Source organism: Streptomyces sp. NPDC028305, from assembly GCF_055569495.1.
In genome coordinates this window covers 443,362-461,754 of the sequence record NZ_JBVHTN010000008.1, presented here as the reverse complement: position 1 = coordinate 461,754, position 18,393 = coordinate 443,362, and the positions used below count along the sequence as shown (strand labels likewise).

Genomic DNA, 18,393 nt, shown 5'->3' with positions numbered 1-18,393 from the left:
CGGCTTCGCCGTCCCCGCCTCCGCCGTTCAACGCCCCCTAGCGTGCTGAGTGTTCGCCGCCAGACCCCCCGCACGCAAAGGAGAACGGCTGATGTCGGTAGACGCGGCCAGCGAAGCGCAGCCGGATCGGCAGGAGCAGCTCAGCCTCGGCACCGCCGCCGCACGCAACCTCGCCACCACCACCAAGTCCGTTCCGCAGATGCAGGGGATCACCTCCCGCTGGCTGCTCAAGGTGCTGCCCTGGGTGCAGACCGAGGGCGGGGTGTACCGGGTCAACCGGCGCCTCACCTACACGGTCGGGGACGGCCGCATCGAGTTTGTGAAGACAGGTGCGCGGGTCCAGGTCATCCCGCGTGAGCTCGGCGAGCTCGCGGTGTTGCGCGGCTTCGAGGACGTGGGTGTGCTGACAGCCCTCGCCAACCGCTTCGTGCAGCGCGACTTCGAGGCCGGCGAGGTGCTCGCGGAGGAGGGCACCGCCGCCGACCACATCTATCTGATCGCGCACGGCAAGGTCCAGAAGACCGGCAGCGGTCCGTACGGCGAACCCACCCGCCTCGGGGTGCTGGGCGACGGCGACCGGTTCGGCGAGCAGTGTCTGCTCAGCGCCGACTCGACCTGGGAGTACACGGCCAAGGCCGTCACCGGGGGCACCCTGCTCGGTCTGCCGCGGCGGGAGTTCACCTCGATCCTGGAGGGCTCGCCCGCCCTTCAGGCGCATGTCGCGGAGTTCGCCGCGCTCCCCCAGCAGCGGCAGAACGCGCGCGGCGAGGCCGAGATCACGGTGGCCTCCGGCCATGCGGGCGAGGTCGAGCTGCCCGGCACCTTCGTCGACTACGAACTCCATCCGCGTGAGTACGAGCTCAGCGTCGCGCAGACCGTGCTGCGGGTGCACACCCGGGTGGCGGACCTCTACAACAAGCCGATGAACCAGACCGAACAGCAGTTGCGGCTGACCATCGAGGCCCTGCGCGAGCGGCAGGAACACGAGATGATCAACAACCGCGAGTTCGGGTTGCTGCACAACGCCGACTACTCCCAGCGGATCCAGACCCACTCCGGCCCGCCGACCCCGGACGACCTCGACGAGCTGCTCACCCGCCGCCGCGGCTCCAAGTTCTTCTTCGCCCATCCGCGGACCATCGCCGCCATCGGCCGCGAGCTGAACTCCCGGGGCCTCTACCCCGACCACGTCGACCTGAACGGAAACAAGGTGCCCGCCTGGCGCGGCGTGCCCATCCTGCCCTGCAACAAGATCCCCATCACCAAGGAGCGCACCAGCTCCATCATCGTCATGCGTACCGGCGAGGACGACCAGGGCGTCATCGGGCTGCACCAGTTGGGGCTGCCCGACGAGTACGAGCCCGGGCTGTCCGTGCGGTTCATGGGCATCGACGAGAAGGCGCTGATCTCCTACCTCGTCACGGCGTACTACTCCGCGGCCGTCCTGGTGCCGGACGCGCTCGGCGTCCTGGAGAACGTCGAGATCTCCCACGGCCGGGACTAGGCCCCGTCCAGCGGAGCTGTTCCCCACCCCGCCCCTTCCCGCAGTGCCGATGTGCGGCTCCGCCGCGCGGGGGGCTCCGCCCCAGACCCCGGCCCGGGGTCCAGGGGGCAAAACCGCCCCCGCGCGGCGGAGCCGCATCTCGACAGGGGCGGGGGCAGGGTCCCGCCGCAGACGTCGTACACGATGAGAGGTGAGAGGCGCGGATGCCACAGCCCTTCGAGCTGCCGGACTTCTACGAGCCGTATCCGGCCCGGCTGAATCCCCATCTGGCGGCGGCCCGGGAGCACTCCAAGCGGTGGGCCCGTGCGATGGAGATGATCGAAGGGTCGGGGGTCTGGGACGAGGCCGACTTCGACTCCCATGACTACGCCCTGCTCTGCGCCTACACCCACCCGGACGCGTCGGCCGAGGTGCTGTCCACGGTGACCGACTGGTACGTCTGGGTGTTCTTCTTCGACGACCACTTCCTGGAGAGCTTCAAGCGCAGCCGGGACATGGCGGGCGCCAAGGCCTATCTCGACCGGCTGCGGGCGTTCATGCCGGTGTGCCCCGACGGCGAGCCCGCCGCGGCGCCGGAGAACGCGGTGGAGCGAGGGCTGGCCGATCTGTGGGCCCGTACGACACCCGTCATGTCCCGGGGCTGGCGCCGGCGGTTCGCCGAGGCCACCCGGCATCTGCTCGAAGAGAGCATGTGGGAGCTGTCCAACATCAGCGAGGGGCGGGTCGCCAACCCCCTGGAGTACATCGAGATGCGCCGCAAGGTCGGCGGCGCCCCCTGGTCGGCCGGGATCGTGGAGTACGCGGCGGGCGCCGAGGTGCCCGAGGCCGTGGCGGCGAGCCGGCCGCTGCTGGTGCTCAGGGACGCCTTCGCCGACGCCGTGCACCTGCGCAACGATCTCTTCTCCTATCAGCGCGAGGTCGAGGACGAGGGGGAGCTCTCCAACGGCGTGCTGGTCTTCGAGCGGTTCCTCAGCTGTGACACCCAGGCGGCCGCCGAGGCCGTCAACGACCTGATCACCTCGCGGCTTCAGCAGTTCGAGCACACCGTCTTCACCGAACTGCCGCAGCTGTTCGTGGAGTCCGGCCTGGACCCGCGGTCCTGCGCGGACGTCCTCACCTACGCCAAGGGGTTGCAGGACTGGCAGTCGGGCGGGCACGAGTGGCACCTGCGCTCCAGCCGCTATATGAACGGCGGCGGGGCGGCGCTCCCGGGCGGCCCCACGGGCCTGGGCAGCGCGGCGGCCCGGATCGTCACCTCGCTGGCCGTCACCCTGCCGGCCCGGCTCAGGAGCCATGCGCACCCGCCGCGCCGGGCGGTCGGGCCGGTGCGGCTGCCGGGGCTCCATATGCCCTACCCCGCCCTGCTCAGCCCCCATCTGGACCGCTCCCGGGAGAACATCGTGGAGTGGGGGTGGCGGATGGGCATCCTGGATGTGCCGCCCGGTCTGCCCGGCGCCGGGGTCTGGGACGAGCGCAAGCTGAGGGCCTGCGACTTCGCCCTGGCCGCGGCCGGGATCCACCCGGCCGCCACCCTCGAGGAGCTGGATCTGACCACGGGCTGGCTGACCTGGGGCACCTACGCGGACGACTACTACCCCGTGGTGTTCGGGCGCGGCCACGACCTGGCCGGGGCCAGGGCGTGCAACGCGCGGCTGTCGGCCTTCATGCCGGTGGAGTCCACCGCCGCCCCCGCCCCGGTGACCGCGCTGGAGCGGGGCCTGGCCGACCTCTGGGCGCGTACGGCGGGGCCGATGGAGGTGTGCGCGCGCCGCGCCTTCCGCACCGCCGTCGAGGACATGACCGGCAGCTGGCTGTGGGAGCTGGCCAACGAGACGGAGCACCGGGTCCCCGACCCGGTCGACTACATCGAGATGCGCCGCAGGACCTTCGGGGCGGACCTGGCCATGAGCCTGTCCCGGCTGTCCCGCTGGCCGGCGATACCTCCCGAGGTGCGCCGGGCCCGTCCGCTCCAGGCCCTGGAGCACGCGGCCGGGGACTACGCGGCGCTGGTCAACGACCTCCACTCGTTCCGGAAGGAGATCGAGTTCGAGGGCGAGATCCACAACGGTGTGCTGGTCGTCCAGAACTTCTTCGGCTGCGGGGTTCCGGAGGCCCTGCACATCGTCGGCGATCTGGCCAACTCCCGGATGCGCGAGTTCCAGCGCATCGTCGCCACCGAACTGCCCGCGATGTACGGGGATCTGGCGCTGGACGCGACGACCCGCGCCACGCTCGACCGCTATGCCCGCGAGCTGAAGCACTGGATGGCCGGGATCCTGCGCTGGCACCGGCAGACCCTCCGCTACACGGAGTCCGAGCTGCGCCGCCCGGTAGGCCTGCCGTCGCGCACCTCGTACGGGCCCACGGGGCTTGGCACCGCGGCCGCCTATCTCGCCGCCACACTGCGCCGGAGGTCCGAGGTCTCACCCACCTGACGGCCTTTCGCGCGGGTATCGCACCGTCATCACCCGCATGCCATCCGATGTTTATCGTGCGCGAGGGGTTCCGGTTCCCTTCCGGGGACTGCATCATGCCGAGGGGTTCAGAGTGACGAACTGGAGGCATGTACGTGTCCACGGCTGCGATGTCACCCATACCGTCCAGAAGAACGGTCCTCGGCGGCGCCCTCGCCGCATCCGCCGGGGCCGCCGGGCTCGTCACGGCGCCCGCCGCACACGCCGCGGAGCATGCGGAGCCCGCGGCAACGGCCGCGAGCGACGCCTGGGCCGCGGTCCTCGACGACGCCGACATGGTGTGGCAGAAGCTGCCGACGACCTGGTACGAGGGCCCCTTCCTGGGCAACGCCCTCCTCGGCTCCGGCATCTACGCGGAGCCGGGCGGCGCGGGCGCCGTCCGGTTCAACGTCCAGCACAGCGAGGTCCAGGACCACCGCCCCGAGTTCGGCTCGCTGTTCGGCCTGGCCCGGCTGCCGATCGGCTGGTTCACCCTGGAGCCGGTCGGCACCATCACCGCCGTCGACTGGCGGCTGCGGCTCCGCGACGCCGAGCTGACCGGCACCGTCACCACCGACAAGGGCACCCTCACACTGCGCGCCCTGGTCCACAACTCCCGCTCGGTGATGGCCGTCGAGGTCACCCCGAGCGCCGGCGAGGCCGCCTTCCGCTGGGTCTTCCACCCGGCCGAGGCGATCAGCCCGCGGGTCGCGTTCAAGCCGGTCCCGGACGGCTACACCGGAAACCCCCCGGCCGTGGTGGCGGAGCGCGACGGCGTGCACACCGCCGTCCAGTCCCTGCTGGCGGGCGGACAGCACGTGACGGCCTGGCGGGAGCGGACGGCCGCGGGGCGGCGGACCCTGTATCTGACAGTGGCGCACTCCTTCCCGCGGACCACCGCCCTGGGCGCCGCGCTGAAGTCCGTACGGTCGGCCTCCGCACACCCCTACGACACGCTCGCGGCCACCCACCGCCGCTGGTGGCACGCCTACTACCGCAAGAGCTTCCTGTCCCTCCCCGACGCCCGGCTTCAGCGCTTCTACTGGATCCAGCTCTACAAGGTCGCCGCGGCCGCGCGCGCCGACGCGCCCGTGATGGCCACCTGCGGGCCGTGGCTGGAGTCCACCCCCTGGCCCAACACCTGGTGGAACCTCAATGTGCAGCTGGAGTACTGGCTGATCCACGGCTCCAACCACCTGGAACTCGACGCGGTGACCCGGGCGCTGAGCGAGTTCCGCGACAACCTCTCCAACCAGCTCGACGCCCCGTACCGCAAGGACTCGGCGGGCATCCCGCGCACCACCGACCCCCAGCTGGTCAACGGCGGCTCCGTCGCGAACGGCGGCTTCGCCGTCGGCATCCCCGGCCAGGACCCGCCCACCCCCGAGGTCGGCAACCTCACCTGGGCGCTGCACAACGTCTGGCTCAGCTACCGCCACACCATGGACACCGCGGTCCTGCGCGACGTCCTCTTCCCCCTGCTGCGCAAGGCCGTCAACTACTACCTCCACTTCCTCACCCCCGGCAGCGACGGCAAGCTCCATCTGCCCGCCACCTTCTCGCCCGAGTACGGCGTGAACGCCCCGGACTGCAACTACGACCTGATGCTGCTGCGCTGGGGCTGCGCCACCCTGCTGGAGTCGGTGAAGACCCTGGGCGTGCGCGATGATCTCGCGCCACGCTGGCGGGAGGTGCTCGCCAAGCTCACCCCGTACCCGGTCGACGAGAACGGCTACATGATCGGCGCCGGGGTCCCCTTCGCCAAGTCCCACCGCCACTACTCTCATCTGCTCGCCGTCTACCCGCTGTACGAGGTGACCTGGGAGGACCCGGCGAACCGCGAGCTGATCGAGACCTCGCTGAACCACTGGGTGGGCTTCGAAGGCGCGCTTCAGGGCTACACCTTCACCGGGGCCGCCTCCATCTCCGCCCAGATGGGGCGGGGCGAGGACGCGCTGAAGTACCTGGGCGAGCTGATGCGCCGCTTCATCCAGGCCAACACCATGTACAAGGAGTCAGGGCCGGTCATCGAGACCCCGCTGTCCGCCGTGCAGTCGCTGCACGACATGGTGTGCCAGAGCTGGGGCGGGGTGATCCGGGTCTTCCCCGCGCTGCCCGCCGCCTGGCGCGAGCTGGTCGTGCACGACTTCCGTACGCAGGGCGCGTTCCTGCTGAGCGCGGCGCGCGAGGACGGGGTCACCCGCTGGGTGCGGCTGCGCAGCGAGGCGGGCGCGCCCTGCGTCGTACGCCACTCCCTCGGCGGGGACATCGAGGTGCGCGACGGGCACGGGCGGCCCCTGCGGTACGAGCCGGCGGGCGAGGGCACCATCCGGATCCGGCTCGCCCGCGGCCAGGAGGCGGTCATCACGGCGCGCGGCGACCGGCCCGACATGAGCGTGCGGCCGGTCCCGCCGAACGAGGCGGCGCCGCGCTGGGGGCTGCCCGCCTCCTGACGCGGCGTACGAGGGGAGAGGAAGCCCGGACCGGCCGTCGGCGAGCACCGGAATTGGGCGCCGACGGCCGATCCGGGATACCCATGTGGCATGAGATTCATCAGCGATCTTGACCGACGGCTGTTCGCACGGGTCGCGGACGGCCGGCTGCGCGGCGCCCATCCCGTGCTGCCGGGGCTCACCCACGCCGCCAACCACGGCCGGCTGTGGTTCGGCACGGCCGGAGTGCTGGCCACGGTCGGCGGGCGGACCGCGCGGCGGGCCGCGCTGCGCGGGGTCGGGGCGCTGGCCGCCGCCTCGCTCGCGTCCAACACCGTGGTGAAGTGGACCGTGAACCGGCGGCGTCCGGTCCTCGACGGCGTGCCGCTGATCCGCCGGCTGGCCCGGCAGCCGTGGACCAGCTCCTTCCCCTCCGGGCACTCCGCCTCCGCGGCCGCCTTCGCCACCGGGGTCGCCCTGGAGTCCACCGGATACGGCATCCTCGTCGCCCCGCTCGCCGCCGCGGTGGCCTTCTCCCGGGTGTACGTCGGCGTGCACTACCCCAGCGACGTCCTCGCGGGGCTCGCCCTGGGCGTCGGCGCCGCCGCGCTGACCTGCCGCTGGTGGCCGCCACGGCCGCAGACCCCCGCCCAGGCCCGGCCGCGCGTCTCGGCCCCGGCGCTGCCCGGGGGCGACGGTCTTGTGGTGGTCGTCAACCGCCAGTCGGGCGTGGGCGTACCAGGGGGCGTACCGGGGGCCGCGCCGACGCCCGCCGAGCGGCTGCGCGCGCTGCTGCCCGCCGCCGAAGTCCTGGAGCGCGACCCCGAGACGGACCTCGGGGAGCTGCTGGACCGGGCCGCCCGGCGCGCCGCCGAGCGGGGCGGGGCGCTGGGGATCTGCGGCGGGGACGGCAGCGTCAACGCGGCGGCCGCGCTGGCCGCCGAGCGCGGGCTGCCGCTGGCCGTGTTCCCCGGCGGCACCTTCGACCACTTCGCCCTGGACGTGGGGGTGCCCGCCGTCGAGGACACGGTGCACGCCGTGACCCAGGGCGACGCCGTCGCCGTGGACCTGGCCCGGGTGAGCCCGCTCCCGGGCGACGGACCGGGCGGCCACTTCATCAACACCTTCAGCCTGGGGATGTACCCCGAGCTGGTGAAGATCCGCGAGAGCCTGGAGGGCCGGCTCGGCACATGGCCGGCCGCCGCGGTCGCCCTCGCCCGCGTGCTGCGCACCGCGACGCCCATGGAGATCGAGGTGAACGGCCACAGGCGGCGGCTGTGGGTGCTGTTCGTCGGCAACTGCCGCTACGCGCCGGAGGGGTTCGCCCCGGCGTACCGCGAACGGCTCGACGACGGGCTGCTCGACGTCCGGGCCGTCGACGGGGACCAGCCGCTGGCCCGCACCCGGCTGCTGGCCGCCGCCCTGACCGGCACGCTGGGCCGGTCCCGGGTGGTGGCGACGCGACGGCTGCGGCGGCTGAGCCTGACGGGCCTGCACGAGGTGGACGTCCGCGCCTACGACGGCGAGGTCGCCCCGTCCCCCGCCGAGGCGCTGGTGATCGAGAAACGGCCCGGCGCTCTGACCGTCTACCGCCCGGCCGAGCCGGGGAACGAGCTGGCGCAGCGCGCCCGTACAGCAGCCGCTACGGCGCACTTCCGGCGGGCCGTACTGCGCCGGTAGTACGCGCAATGGGGGCTCAGGGACGACGACGTGGCGGGCGAAACACGTCATCGTGAAGGCATGGACGACGACCGACCGGCCCCGGGGGCCCTGACGTGACCTCCCTGGCTCTCTCCGTGCTGCTGGCCCTGGCCTCTGCGGTGTGCTACGCCGCCGGCGCCATCCTCCAGGAGCATGTCGCGGCGACGACGCCGCCCCGCCCGTACGCAGCGCTGCGCCGTGGCCGCTGGTGGACCGCGGTGACGCTCAACGGGGCCGGTGCGGTCCTCCATGTGCTGGCGCTGGCGTACGGGCCGCTCAGCGTGGTGCAGCCGCTCGGCGCGCTGACCATCGTCTTCGCCCTGCCGATGGCCGCGGTGTTCGTGCGCCGCCCGGTGGGCTCGGCCGGATGGCGGGGCGCGGTGCTGGCCACCGCGGGGCTCGCCGGGCTGCTCTCGCTGAGCGGTTCGTCGGGGGCGAGAGCGCTCACGAGAGACGGCCGGATCACGGTGGCCGTGGCCACGGCGGCCGCGATCGCCGTGCTGGCCGTGGCCGCGCGCTGGGCGCGGCGGCCCGGTGTGCGCAGCGTGCTGCTGGCCATGGCCGCGGGGACCGCCTTCGGTGTCTCGTCGGTGTTCACCAAGAACGTCACCGTGGAACTGGAGTGGGACGCCTGGGCCTCGGGGCTGCCCAGCGCGGCGATGATCGCGCTGCTGGCCGGCTCCGGGGTGCTGCTGTCCCAGGCGTCCTACCGGGGCGCCGGGCTGGCCGCCCCGCTGGCGACGGCGACCGTGGTCAACCCCGTTGTCGCCACGGCCATCGGCGTCGCCGCGCTGGGCGAGCACTTCCGCCACGGCGCCCCCGGCACCCTGCTCGCCCTGGTGGCGGCGCTGGTCGCCGGCACCGGCCTGGTCATGCTGACCGTGCACGGCGTGGAGACGTCGGCCCAGGCGGCGGAGGCAGCGGGCATTCCGCGGCCGCGCGAGGCGGACGCGACGGAGGGGGCGGACGCGACGGACTCGAGGAACGGAACGGATGGAACGGACGAGGCGGACGGGACGGGCGAGGGGCGCGGGACGCGGGGGCCGGACGACGGGAGCCGCGGCCCCGGGGCGGGCGCCGCGGGCCCGCGCCGGCTCCCCCGGATCCCCCGCCCGGCGCGCGGCGCCGACGACCGGCTGCCGCCCGGCCGCCGCTTGTCCTCCCGCCGCCCGCCCGACCAGCGCCGCGCCCCCCGCGGCGAGGCCGTCCTCCAGGACCAGCGTTAGGCGGTGCCGGGGCGCGTCACGCCCGGGTGCGGAGCAGTTCCACCAGGCCCGAGAGGTCCTCGTGGCCGTGGCCGTCGGCGACCCGGCGGGTCATCAGCGGCGCCAGCGGGGCGAGGAGTTCGGGGCTGACGCCCTGCTCCTCGGCCGTCTCCAGGAGATGGTGGAAGCCGGCCTCCTGCATGGCGAGGTTGGAGACCACGCCCTGGGCGTAGTCGCCCTGGTCGATCCGCGCGGCGACGCCGGTCGCGGCGCCCGACATGCCGTTCAGCCAGCTGCCGAGCATGGGAGCGAAGTCGGCCGCCTTGATGTCCTCGCTGCGGATCAGCGCGTGGGCGTGCAGGATCCCGGCGAACATGCCGTACATCGCGCTGAGCAGGGCGATGTCGTACAGCGACGCAAGCCCGACGTCCTCGCCGAGGTATTCGCTCCGGGCCATGGCGTCCAGCGCCGCCCGGTGGGTCTCGAACACGTCCCGGGGTCCGCTGTAGAGGATGAACGCGGCGGGGGTCGCGATCATCGGGGGCACGGCCATGATGCCGCCGTCGAGATAGTCCACTCCCTGGTCCGCCGCCCACGCGGCCAGCTCGCGGGCCTGCCGGGGCTTACCGCTGGTGAGGTTGGTGACAGCCTTGCCGGACAGCGCCCCGGCGACCGGGGCCAGGGTGTCGTGCACCGAGTCGTGGTCGAGCAGGCACACCACCACCAGCCGGCTCGCCTCGACGGCCTCGGCGACCGTCGCCGCGTGCCGGGCGCCTTCGCCGGCGAGGGCCTCGGCCTTCGCGGCCGTACGGTTCCACACGGTGGTCCGGAATCCCGCCTTCAGGAGGGCGCGGGCCAGTGCCGTGCCCATGGCGCCCAGGCCGAGGACGGTCACGGGGGTGTCACTCATGTCAGGTGCTCCAGTTGCTCATTACCGCTGCTGGTATCGGTCTCGGCGCGCCTGTCCCAGCCTTGCCGCCCGCTGTAGTGTGGGCAAGTACCGACAAAAAAGTGCGTGGTTACCTTGAGGTCAGTGGGGATGGGTTCATGAAGAAGCGGCCATATGTCTGCGGCCTGGACGCGGCCGTGGACGTCATTGGCGGCAAGTGGAAAGTTCTGATCATTTGGGCGCTCAATTCCCAGCGGTGCCGGTTCGGTGAATTGAAGCGGCTGGTCCCGGGGGTGAGCGAAAAGGTGCTGACCCAGCAGCTGAGGGAGTTGGAGGCGGACGGGATCGTCCACCGGGAGATCTACGACCAGGTACCGCCGAAGGTGGAGTACTCACTCACCGAGCTGGGCGAGGATCTCAATACGGCGCTGAAGCCCCTGGGCGCCTGGGGAAGGCAGCGGCTGGCGGCTCTGGGCGAGCTCTCCGAGCACGACCGTCAGCAACTCACGGGCAGGTGAGACGGCGGCTTCCGGGATCCCCTCCCCGGAAGCCGCCGCCTTGTGCCCGGGCCTTTCAGGACGTGCGGTTGCGGCCCACATACACGTTCCGGGCCCGGTAATACGTGTCCCCGCCGGGGCCCGAGGAGCCCGAGGAGCCCTCCATCTGGAGGTTGATGATGAGCCACAGGGGTTTTCCGACGAAACCCGCGCCGCGGTGGACCGCTTTCCAGGTCCCGTCGAGATAGTAGTGAATGTCGACGTCGGTGTTGTTCACCTTGGTGATCCAGGCGCGATAGGTGTGCCAATTCCCCGGTGACGACACCCCGACAATCGTGCTCGACACATCCGAGGAGGTGCGGAAGGTATTGAACCAGTTGTTGGAGTTCCCCTTGAATTCCAGGATGTCGCTCTCCGGCGGCCAGCTGTTGACGCCGGTGAGCCAGAAGGCGGGCCAGGTCCCCGCGCCGTTCGGGGCCTGGAATTCGCCCTTCACCTCGTAGTCGGGGAACTGGTCGGTCACCACGATCTGGTTCTTGGCGTGCACCGCGCCCGAGTGGTAGCGGATCGGCAGATGCGGGGTGGAGGAGCTGGTGCCCTCGTCCCAGGTGATCCGGCTCGCTTGCAGGGTCAGCACGCCGGAGCCGAGATAGATGTGGTTGTGGTCGCTCGAGCTGCCGTACATCCGGGCGCTGCCGTTGTGGTCGGAGCCCCAGGGGTAGAGATAGTTCCACTCCGCCTCGAAGGCGCTGTAGCTCGCGAAGGAGCCGTTGATGACGTCCTCCCAGGTCGCGGCCGGGGCCGCGGCGGCCGGGCGGGGCCACCCGGTCAGGGCCACCGCCCCGCCGAGGGCCGCGGCCGTGGTGAGGAATCGTCTACGCCCGTACGACGCGCTCCGCGCCGAGCCGTTCTGTGCTGACTCGCTCTGTGCTGACTCGCTCTGTGCTGACTCGCTCTGTGCCGACATGCCGCTCATGGCTGCCTCCCGAAGTCCGAAACTTCGAACACAAGCAAACAGAAGTCAATCGGAATCACCACAGTCCCAAGGGCCCCACACCTCGTCAAGGGCTCTTGTTAAGCGGAGGTTAGCTCTGCCCCCGGGGGCTGTACGCCGGCACCGTTCCGCGTCGAAGCTGCGACCCGCGGCGGCGTCCCTCGGGCGGGCCGCCATCCACCCGCATGCACGAGGAGGCCCCTGTGTCCGTCAAATCCCCCGCACCACCGGCTCGCACGCCGTGGCGCGCCGTGCTCGGCGGCTCGATCGGAAACCTGGTCGAGTGGTTCGACTGGTTCGTCTACGCCAGCTTCGCCACCTACTTCGCCTCGGCCTTCTTCCCCAAGGGCAACGACACGGCGCAGCTGCTCAACACGGCCGGCATCTTCGCCGTCGGCTTCTTCATGCGCCCTGTCGGCGGCTGGCTGCTGGGCCGCTACGCCGACCGGCGCGGCCGCAAGGCCGCGCTCACCCTCACCGTGACCCTGATGTCGGCCAGCGCGCTGCTCATCGCCATCGCACCCACCTACGACCAGGTCGGCTACTTCGGCGCCGGGGTGCTGCTGGTGGCCCGGCTGCTCCAGGGCCTGTCGGTGGGCGGCGAGTACGCGGCCAGCGCCACGTATCTCACCGAGGCCTCCCAGCCCGGCCGCCGCGGCTTCGTCTCCAGCTTCCAGTACGTGTCCATGACCGCCGGCCAGCTGATCGGCCTGGGACTGCTGATCGTGCTCCAGCGCACCATGTCCGATGACTCGCTGCACTCCTACGGCTGGCGCATCCCGTTCATCGTCGGGGCCGTGGCCGCGGCCGTGGTCTTCTGGCTGCGGCGGAATCTGCTGGAGACCGAGGTGTACGAGGAGGCCGGCTCCCACCGGCCGAGCGAGCGCGGGACCATCGCCGAGCTGCTGCGCCACCGCAAGGAGGCCGCGCTCGTCATCGCCCTGACCATGGGCGGCACGGTGGCCTACTACACCTACACGACCTATCTCACCAAGTACCTGTCCAACACGGCGGGGCTGAGCAAGTCCGACGCCTCGCTGGTCAGCTTCTGTGCCCTGTTCATCTTCATGCTGCTCCAGCCGCTGGCCGGGGCGCTGTCCGACCGGATCGGCCGCCGTCCGCTGCTGATCACCTTCGGGTTCGGCTCGATGCTGGCCACCGTGCCCATCATGACCGCGCTGTCGCACACCGACACCTTCGGCGGGGCGCTGCTCCTCTCGCTCGCCGCGCTGGTCGTCGTCACCGGCTACACCTCCATCAACGCGGTGGTGAAGGCCGAGCTGTTCCCCACGCACGTCCGGGCGCTCGGCGTCGCCCTGCCCTACGCGCTGGCGAACGCCCTGTTCGGCGGCACCGCGGAATATGTGGCGCTGTGGTTCAAGAACGCGGGCGCGGAGTCCGGGTTCTACTGGTACGTCTCGGGGTGCGCGGCCGTGTCGCTGGTCGTCTATCTGACCATGCGGGAGACCCGGAACGCCTCCCTCACCAAGGCCCGCGCCGATGAGCCGGCCGCGTCGGAGCAAGCGGCACGCACCCCTGTCTGACCAGGGCAGAGGCTGTTTACCCTTACGCCCATGCAGATACTCCTGGTCGAAGACGACGACCGGCTGGCGGCCGCGCTGACCGCCGCCCTCGACCGGCTGGGGCATCAGGTCGTCCGTGCCGCGCGCGCGGACGACGCCCTGCGGCTCAAGGACGGCGCCGACTTCGTCCTGCTCGACCTGGGGCTGCCCGACATGGACGGCCTGGAGGCGCTGCGCCGGCTGCGCCGCGCCTCCGCCGTCCCGGTCATCGTGCTCACCGCCCGGTCCGAGGAGCGGGATGTGCTGCGCGGGCTGCGCGGCGGCGCCGACGACTACCTCGTCAAGCCGTTCCGTACGGCCGAGCTGGTCGCCCGGATGGAGGCCGTCGTACGGCGGGGCACCCGCCCCCTCAGCGCACCCGGCCCGGTGGTGGCCGTGGGCGGGGTCCGCATCGACCTGGCCGCCCGGCAGCTGGAGGTGGACGGCAGGCCGGTCGCCCTCACCCGCCGGGAGTTCGACGTACTGGCCCTGCTCGCCCGCGAGCCCGGGGTCGTCCGCAGCCGGGAGGAGATCCTGGACGCTGTCTGGGGCGACCTGCTGCTGTCGGCGTCCCGCTCGCTGGATGTGCACATCGCCGGGATCCGCTCCAAGACCGGCTGCCCATGGCTGGTGGAGACGCTGCGCCGCACCGGGTACCGCCTGGGAACCGGCGGATGCAGCTGAGGATCCTGGCCGTCTACACGGTGCTCATCGCCTGCCTGGTGGCCGCGCTCGCCGTGCCCTTCTCGCTGGCGTACTCCTCGCACCGCACCGGCCAGTTGCTGCTGGAGCGGCGCGCGGACGCCACCCGCTTCGCCGAACTGGCCGACCAGGCGATGCGCGAGGGCGACACCTCCGGGCTCGTCCAGGAGGTGTCCCGCTACCACGAGCTGTACGGCACCGAGGTGGAGATCCGCGACCGGGACGGCAAGCGGGTCGCGGGCGGCGGGGCCTGGTCCGCGGACCCCGCCGAACGCGCGCTGTCCGGCCGCACCACCGCGAGCCTGCCCCTGGTCACCCCCTTCGGCCCCGCGTCGGCCGTGGTCGCGGAGCCTGTGGGGCGGGACACGCAGGTGTTCGGCGTGGTGGTGATGAAGGTGCCCACGGCGGCGGCCAGGCGCGATGTGGCGCTCGTCTGGGCAGCCGTGGCGGCCGGCTCGGTGGTCGCCGTGCTCTGCGCCCTGATCGCCGCCCGCAGGCTGGCGCGGTGGATCCTGCGCCCGGTGACCGAACTGGACCTGACCACCCGCGCCATCGCCGAGGGCAGGATGGACGCGAGGGTGCGCGCCGGCGGGCGCGGCCCGGCCGAGCTGCGGCTGCTGGAGCGCCGCTTCAACGCGATGGCCGACGCCGTCTCGGCCGCCCTGGAGCGGCAGCGGGCCTTCGTCGCGGACGCCTCCCACGAGCTGCGCACCCCGCTGACCGTGCTGTCGCTGCGGCTGGAGAACCTGGAGCCGCACCTGACTCCGGACGGCACCGAGGAGTTCGCCGAGGCGCTGGCCGAAGTCGACCGGCTGGGCCGGCTCATGGAGGACCTGCTGGAGCTCGCCCGGGTCGAGGCCGGCACGGCGGCCCCCGAGCCGATCGCCCGCACGGCGCTGCGGGCGCGGCTGGCCATCTGGCACGACGTGTACGCGGCCCGGAAGCTGACCCTGGCGGTGGAGTTCGAGGACATCGGCCCGTCCACCGCGCCGCTGCCCGCCGCGGCCGCCCGGATCGCCGACATCGCCCTGGACAACGCGGCCAAGTTCGTACCGCCCGGCGGGGCGGTCACGGTCCGGCTGGAGGCGGGCGTGCTGCGGATCGCCGACGACGGCCCGGGGCTCGAGGCCGAGCAGTTCGAGGCGGCCCTGGGCCGCTTCTGGCGCTCCCCCGGCCATGGCAACGTCCCCGGCAGCGGCCTCGGCCTGGCCATCGCCTCGGAGCTGGCCCGCGCCGCCGGCTGCGAGCTGTCCCTGCGGCCCGCCGCGCCCCACGGCCTGGTGGTCGAACTGCGCCTTCCCGAGGCGTAGGCGATCACGCGACGGGGGCGGGCGTGTGGGTTCCGGTGGCGCCTCGGGCGAGCGCCCGTCGTGCCCGGGCGAGCCTGCGGATCGCCTCGGTGAGCTGACTCGACGGGAGCGTGTACGGCAGTCGGACATAACGCTCGAATGCCCCGCCGACCCCGAATCGTGGTCCGGCCGCGATGGTCACTCCGTAGTCCAGCGCGATCGCCGCCAGCCGTGAGCTGACGGGCTCGGGGAACGACGCCCAGAGCGACACGCCTCCGGCCGGCCGCGGTGCGTGAACGTCGGGCAGGTGCTCGGTGAGTGCCTGACTCAGCGCGTCACGCTGCGATCGCAGGTGCCGGAGGGTGTCGGGCCCCGCGGTCCGGCGCTCGTTCAGGAGGACGGCCGTCGCCAGCTGTTCGACGACGGGGGTGCCGAGGTCGGTGGCGGGCCGGGCCTGTTCGAGGCGGTCCAGGAGCGCGGGCGCGGCACGGATCCAGCCGATGCGCAGGCCGCCCCAGACGCTCTTGGAAACCGAGCCGACGCTGATGGCGGTCGGCACGTGTACGGCAAAGGGTTCCGGTGTCGCGCCGTCCAGAGCAAGCTCGGTCATGGTCTCGTCGATGACCGTGGGACACGCGGGCCTGAGCCGGCGGCGCTCGCTCGCGGACATGCACATCCCGGTCGGGTTGTGGAAGTCCGGTATGAGATAGGCCAGTTGGGCGGTGCGCCCGGCCTCGTGGAGTTGCGCGATGTCCCAGCCGGACGTCCCGACGGCGACGGGCAGCAGCCGGGCGCGTGCCCCGGTGAAGGCCCTGATCGCATGCGGGTAGGTGGGGTGATCGATCAAGACCGTGTCGCGTGGTGACAGGAGCGTTCGCGCCAGCAGGCCGAGCGCGTGCTGCGCCCCGTTGGTGATCATGATGTGATCGGGCGCGGTGGACAGCCCTCTGCGCCGGTACCAGTCGGCGACCGCTTCGCGCAGCTCCGCCGTACCGCATCGGTCGTATCCGTGCCGCTCGAAGTGGCGCGGCAGCTGTTCGAGCGCGGCCGCGAAGGCGGCGTGGAGGATCTCGACGGGTGCCGGTGGCGCGGCGAACGACAGGTCGATGATCGATGGGTCCGTACCGGCCGGACGCTCGGACGGCGTGTCATGGGGGAGCCGCACGGTCGCCCTGGCACGCGCCCTCGTGGCCAGGTACCCGTGCTCGACGAGAGTGCGGTACGCGGCACCGGCGGTGGTTCTGCTGATGCCGAGCGCGGTGGCCAGGTCACGTTCGCTCGGCAGCGCCGCGCCGAGGGAGAGACGTCCGTCCAGGATCAGCAGCCGCAGCCTGTCGGAGAGGCGCTGGTGCGCCGGCCCCGGCCCCTCCTGCCAGGTCCCCACCATGCGCGCCACCGCGTGCGAACTGATTTTCACCGGGCCAGCGTATCCAATCTGGCTATGGAATCGGAGTCCAGATGGCGCGGAGGCTTACGCCATGGCTCCTCCTGCTTCCACCGCGCACCCGCCCGTCCCGGCCCGTCACGACCGCCCTGTGATGGTGCGCATGAACGCCTTCGCCCAGGTCCGGGCGGGCCGGACGGCTCGTCGCATCCCCCAGCTCCTGGTCGGCCTGGTGGGGTACGGCGCCGCCGTCATGGTGCTCGTCCGGTCCGGTCTCGGCACGGCCAGCTGGAGCGTGCTCACGGACGGCACGGCCAGGACGCTCGGCATCTCGTTCGGCTGGGCCACCAACCTGACCGCGCTCCTGGTGCTTCTCGCCTGGATACCTCTGCGCGAACCACCAGGTCTTGGCACACTCCTCAATGTCGCGATCGTCGGCTTTGCCGCGGACGCCACCGCGGCCGTGCTCCCCACCCCTCAGGGGGCACTCGCCGAGATCGGTTACCTCGTCGTCGGCCTCCTCGCGCTGGCCTTCTTCGACGCGCTCTACCTCGGCGCACAGTTCGGACCTGGTCCACGCGACGGCGTCATGACCGGGCTTGTCCGGCTCACCCGCCTGCCCATCGCGGTGGTACGCACCGGCCTCGACATCGCCGTCGTCGGCATCGGCTGGATGCTCGGCGGAACCCTCGGGGCCGGGACCGTACTCGTCGCGCTGTGCATGGGGCCTCTCGTCGGCTGCTTCCTGCCGCTCCTGACCGTTCGCCTCCCCGCCGCGCCGGGCCGTGAAGAGACGCGCCCCGCGCGGGACAAGGCCGCTCAGCCGTAGACCGCGCGGTAGTACGCCGCCGCGCCCCGGTGCAGGGGCACCGTGCCCGTGCCGATCGCGTACCGCTCGTCGAGCCGGCTGCCGGGGGCGTCCGGGACGGGAAGGCGGGCGCGGGCCTCGAACAGGACGCCGGTGACGGCGCGGGCCGTGTCGGCCGCGAGGGCGGTGCGGCAGACCAGGTAGCTGGGGGTGCCGACGGTCGGGGTCGGGGCGCGCAGGCCGTAGACCCCGGCGGGGATGGACACGCTCTCGTAGACGGGGCCGTGCTCGCGGCGCAGCGCGGGCGCGAGGCCGCCGAGGGGGACGAGGCGCACGCGATACCGCCGGGCGAGTTGCGCGATCGCCCGGGTCGGCGCGCCGCCCGACCAGAAGAACGCGGCCACCTCCCGCGCCTTCAGCGCGGTGATGGACTCGTCGAGGCCCAGCTGTACGGAGCGGACGCGGCGTACGCCCGCCACGGCGAGCACCCGCCCGGCGGTCACCGAGGTGCCGGACTCGGCGGCGCTGAGGGACACCGTGCGCCCGGCCAGGTGTCCGGGCTCCCTGATCGGCGAGTCGGCGGGCACCACGAGATGGAGATAGTTGAGGTAGAGCCGGGCGAGCGCCGCGACCGGCGCCGGGCGGGAGAAGCTGCCGCGGCCCGCGGTGGCGTCGGCCGCGCTGTCGGCGAGGGCCATGCCGAGATCGGCGCTTCCGTCGGCCAGCAGCCGCAGATTCTCCACGCTCGCCGCGGTGGTGAGCACGCGCACCGTGAGCCGGTCATGGGCCCGGTGCACCTCGTCGGCCAGCCGGCTGCCGAAGGTCGCGTACGGTCCGCCGCGCGGGCCCGTGGCCAGCCGGATCCGGTCGGGCGGGCCGTCGCCGGAGCATCCCTGGAGGGGTCCTGTCGCGAGGGCACCGGCCGTGAGTGTCAGGAGACGGCGGCGTGGTACGGCGGACACCCCGCCATGCT

14 protein-coding genes are annotated in these 18,393 nt (G+C 72.5%); 10 read left to right on the top strand and 4 right to left on the bottom strand.

The genetic code is table 11. The features are described from left to right. Window positions 1-91: 91 nt before the first annotated feature. The 5 genes from ACZ4WQ_RS35340 (at window position 92) to ACZ4WQ_RS35320 (ending at window position 9,316) form a co-directional block, all read left to right on the top strand. Entirely contained in the window at window positions 92-1,504 is a 1,413-nt protein-coding gene (locus tag ACZ4WQ_RS35340; RefSeq protein ID WP_311726847.1) for a family 2B encapsulin nanocompartment shell protein, read from the top strand. Window positions 1,505-1,707: 203 nt separating this feature from the next. Next, window positions 1,708-3,939, top strand: a complete 2,232-nt coding sequence (locus ACZ4WQ_RS35335) for a terpene synthase family protein (RefSeq protein WP_398376357.1) — start codon at window positions 1,708-1,710, stop codon at window positions 3,937-3,939. Window positions 3,940-4,088: 149 nt separating this feature from the next. Further along, window positions 4,089-6,410, top strand: coding sequence for a glycosyl hydrolase family 95 catalytic domain-containing protein (locus tag ACZ4WQ_RS35330; RefSeq protein ID WP_398376355.1), 2,322 nt, complete (start codon window positions 4,089-4,091; stop codon window positions 6,408-6,410). A gap of 90 nt (window positions 6,411-6,500) precedes the next feature. Further along, entirely contained in the window at window positions 6,501-8,069 is a 1,569-nt protein-coding gene (locus ACZ4WQ_RS35325; RefSeq protein ID WP_398376354.1) for a bifunctional phosphatase PAP2/diacylglycerol kinase family protein, read from the top strand. A gap of 95 nt (window positions 8,070-8,164) precedes the next feature. Beyond that, on the top strand, window positions 8,165-9,316 hold the full coding sequence (locus ACZ4WQ_RS35320; protein WP_398376352.1) for a DMT family transporter: 1,152 nt from the start codon (window positions 8,165-8,167) through the stop codon (window positions 9,314-9,316). A gap of 16 nt (window positions 9,317-9,332) precedes the next feature. On the opposite strand, the gene ACZ4WQ_RS35315 is transcribed toward ACZ4WQ_RS35320, so the two are convergent. Beyond that, the gene (locus ACZ4WQ_RS35315; protein WP_398376350.1) at window positions 9,333-10,205 is read right to left on the bottom strand and encodes an NAD(P)-dependent oxidoreductase; all 873 of its coding nucleotides are present in this window, start codon (window positions 10,203-10,205) and stop codon (window positions 9,333-9,335) included. 137 nt (window positions 10,206-10,342) lie between these two features. Here ACZ4WQ_RS35315 and ACZ4WQ_RS35310 point away from each other — a divergent pair, with 137 nt between their 5' ends. Beyond that, window positions 10,343-10,702: a winged helix-turn-helix transcriptional regulator gene (locus ACZ4WQ_RS35310; RefSeq protein WP_358845842.1), complete on the top strand. Its 360-nt coding sequence runs from the start codon at window positions 10,343-10,345 to the stop codon at window positions 10,700-10,702. Between the two features lie 55 nt (window positions 10,703-10,757). Here ACZ4WQ_RS35310 and ACZ4WQ_RS35305 read toward each other — a convergent pair whose 3' ends face one another. Beyond that, window positions 10,758-11,657: a family 16 glycosylhydrolase gene (locus ACZ4WQ_RS35305; protein WP_468022705.1), complete on the bottom strand. Its 900-nt coding sequence runs from the start codon at window positions 11,655-11,657 to the stop codon at window positions 10,758-10,760. Window positions 11,658-11,878: 221 nt separating this feature from the next. Here ACZ4WQ_RS35305 and ACZ4WQ_RS35300 point away from each other — a divergent pair, with 221 nt between their 5' ends. From ACZ4WQ_RS35300 to ACZ4WQ_RS35290, 3 genes are read left to right on the top strand one after another with little or no spacing between them, the layout of a single operon-like run. Beyond that, window positions 11,879-13,219 (top strand): MFS transporter, encoded by a 1,341-nt coding sequence (locus ACZ4WQ_RS35300; protein WP_311726855.1) that lies wholly within the window; start codon window positions 11,879-11,881, stop codon window positions 13,217-13,219. Window positions 13,220-13,249: 30 nt separating this feature from the next. Then, window positions 13,250-13,921, top strand: coding sequence for a response regulator transcription factor (locus ACZ4WQ_RS35295; RefSeq protein ID WP_311726856.1), 672 nt, complete (start codon window positions 13,250-13,252; stop codon window positions 13,919-13,921). Continuing rightward, entirely contained in the window at window positions 13,912-15,249 is a 1,338-nt protein-coding gene (locus tag ACZ4WQ_RS35290) for a sensor histidine kinase (RefSeq protein ID WP_398897632.1), read from the top strand. The genes ACZ4WQ_RS35295 and ACZ4WQ_RS35290 overlap by 10 nt, the downstream gene beginning before the upstream one ends. 4 nt (window positions 15,250-15,253) lie before the next feature. Here ACZ4WQ_RS35290 and yczR read toward each other — a convergent pair whose 3' ends face one another. Then, window positions 15,254-16,645, bottom strand: coding sequence for a MocR-like transcription factor YczR (gene yczR / locus ACZ4WQ_RS35285; RefSeq protein ID WP_468022704.1), 1,392 nt, complete (start codon window positions 16,643-16,645; stop codon window positions 15,254-15,256). A gap of 61 nt (window positions 16,646-16,706) precedes the next feature. Between yczR and yczE the strand changes: the two genes are divergently transcribed. Further along, a complete protein-coding gene (yczE, locus tag ACZ4WQ_RS35280; RefSeq protein WP_385351398.1) occupies window positions 16,707-17,441 on the top strand; it encodes a membrane protein YczE in 735 nt (244 codons plus the stop codon). On the opposite strand, the gene ACZ4WQ_RS35275 is transcribed toward yczE, so the two are convergent. After that, window positions 17,432-18,382 (bottom strand): TAXI family TRAP transporter solute-binding subunit, encoded by a 951-nt coding sequence (locus ACZ4WQ_RS35275; protein WP_385351395.1) that lies wholly within the window; start codon window positions 18,380-18,382, stop codon window positions 17,432-17,434. The two genes, yczE and ACZ4WQ_RS35275, sit on opposite strands and share 10 nt — an antisense overlap. Between the last annotated feature and the right edge of the window lie 11 nt (window positions 18,383-18,393).

Excerpts from the sequence above, each read along its gene's own strand:
- yczE (WP_385351398.1), top strand. The coding sequence starts at position 16,707 with ATGGCTCCTCCTGCTTCCACCGCGCACCCGCCCGTCCCGGCCCGTCAC.
- ACZ4WQ_RS35330 (WP_398376355.1), top strand. The coding sequence starts at position 4,089 with ATGTCACCCATACCGTCCAGAAGAACGGTCCTCGGCGGCGCCCTCGCC.
- ACZ4WQ_RS35310 (WP_358845842.1), top strand. The coding sequence starts at position 10,343 with ATGAAGAAGCGGCCATATGTCTGCGGCCTGGACGCGGCCGTGGACGTC.
- ACZ4WQ_RS35340 (WP_311726847.1), top strand. The coding sequence starts at position 92 with ATGTCGGTAGACGCGGCCAGCGAAGCGCAGCCGGATCGGCAGGAGCAG.
- ACZ4WQ_RS35305 (WP_468022705.1), bottom strand. The coding sequence starts at position 11,657 with ATGAGCGGCATGTCGGCACAGAGCGAGTCAGCACAGAGCGAGTCAGCA.
- ACZ4WQ_RS35325 (WP_398376354.1), top strand. The coding sequence starts at position 6,501 with ATGAGATTCATCAGCGATCTTGACCGACGGCTGTTCGCACGGGTCGCG.
- ACZ4WQ_RS35290 (WP_398897632.1), top strand. The coding sequence starts at position 13,912 with ATGCAGCTGAGGATCCTGGCCGTCTACACGGTGCTCATCGCCTGCCTG.
- ACZ4WQ_RS35315 (WP_398376350.1), bottom strand. The coding sequence starts at position 10,205 with ATGAGTGACACCCCCGTGACCGTCCTCGGCCTGGGCGCCATGGGCACG.
- ACZ4WQ_RS35335 (WP_398376357.1), top strand. The coding sequence starts at position 1,708 with ATGCCACAGCCCTTCGAGCTGCCGGACTTCTACGAGCCGTATCCGGCC.
- ACZ4WQ_RS35295 (WP_311726856.1), top strand. The coding sequence starts at position 13,250 with ATGCAGATACTCCTGGTCGAAGACGACGACCGGCTGGCGGCCGCGCTG.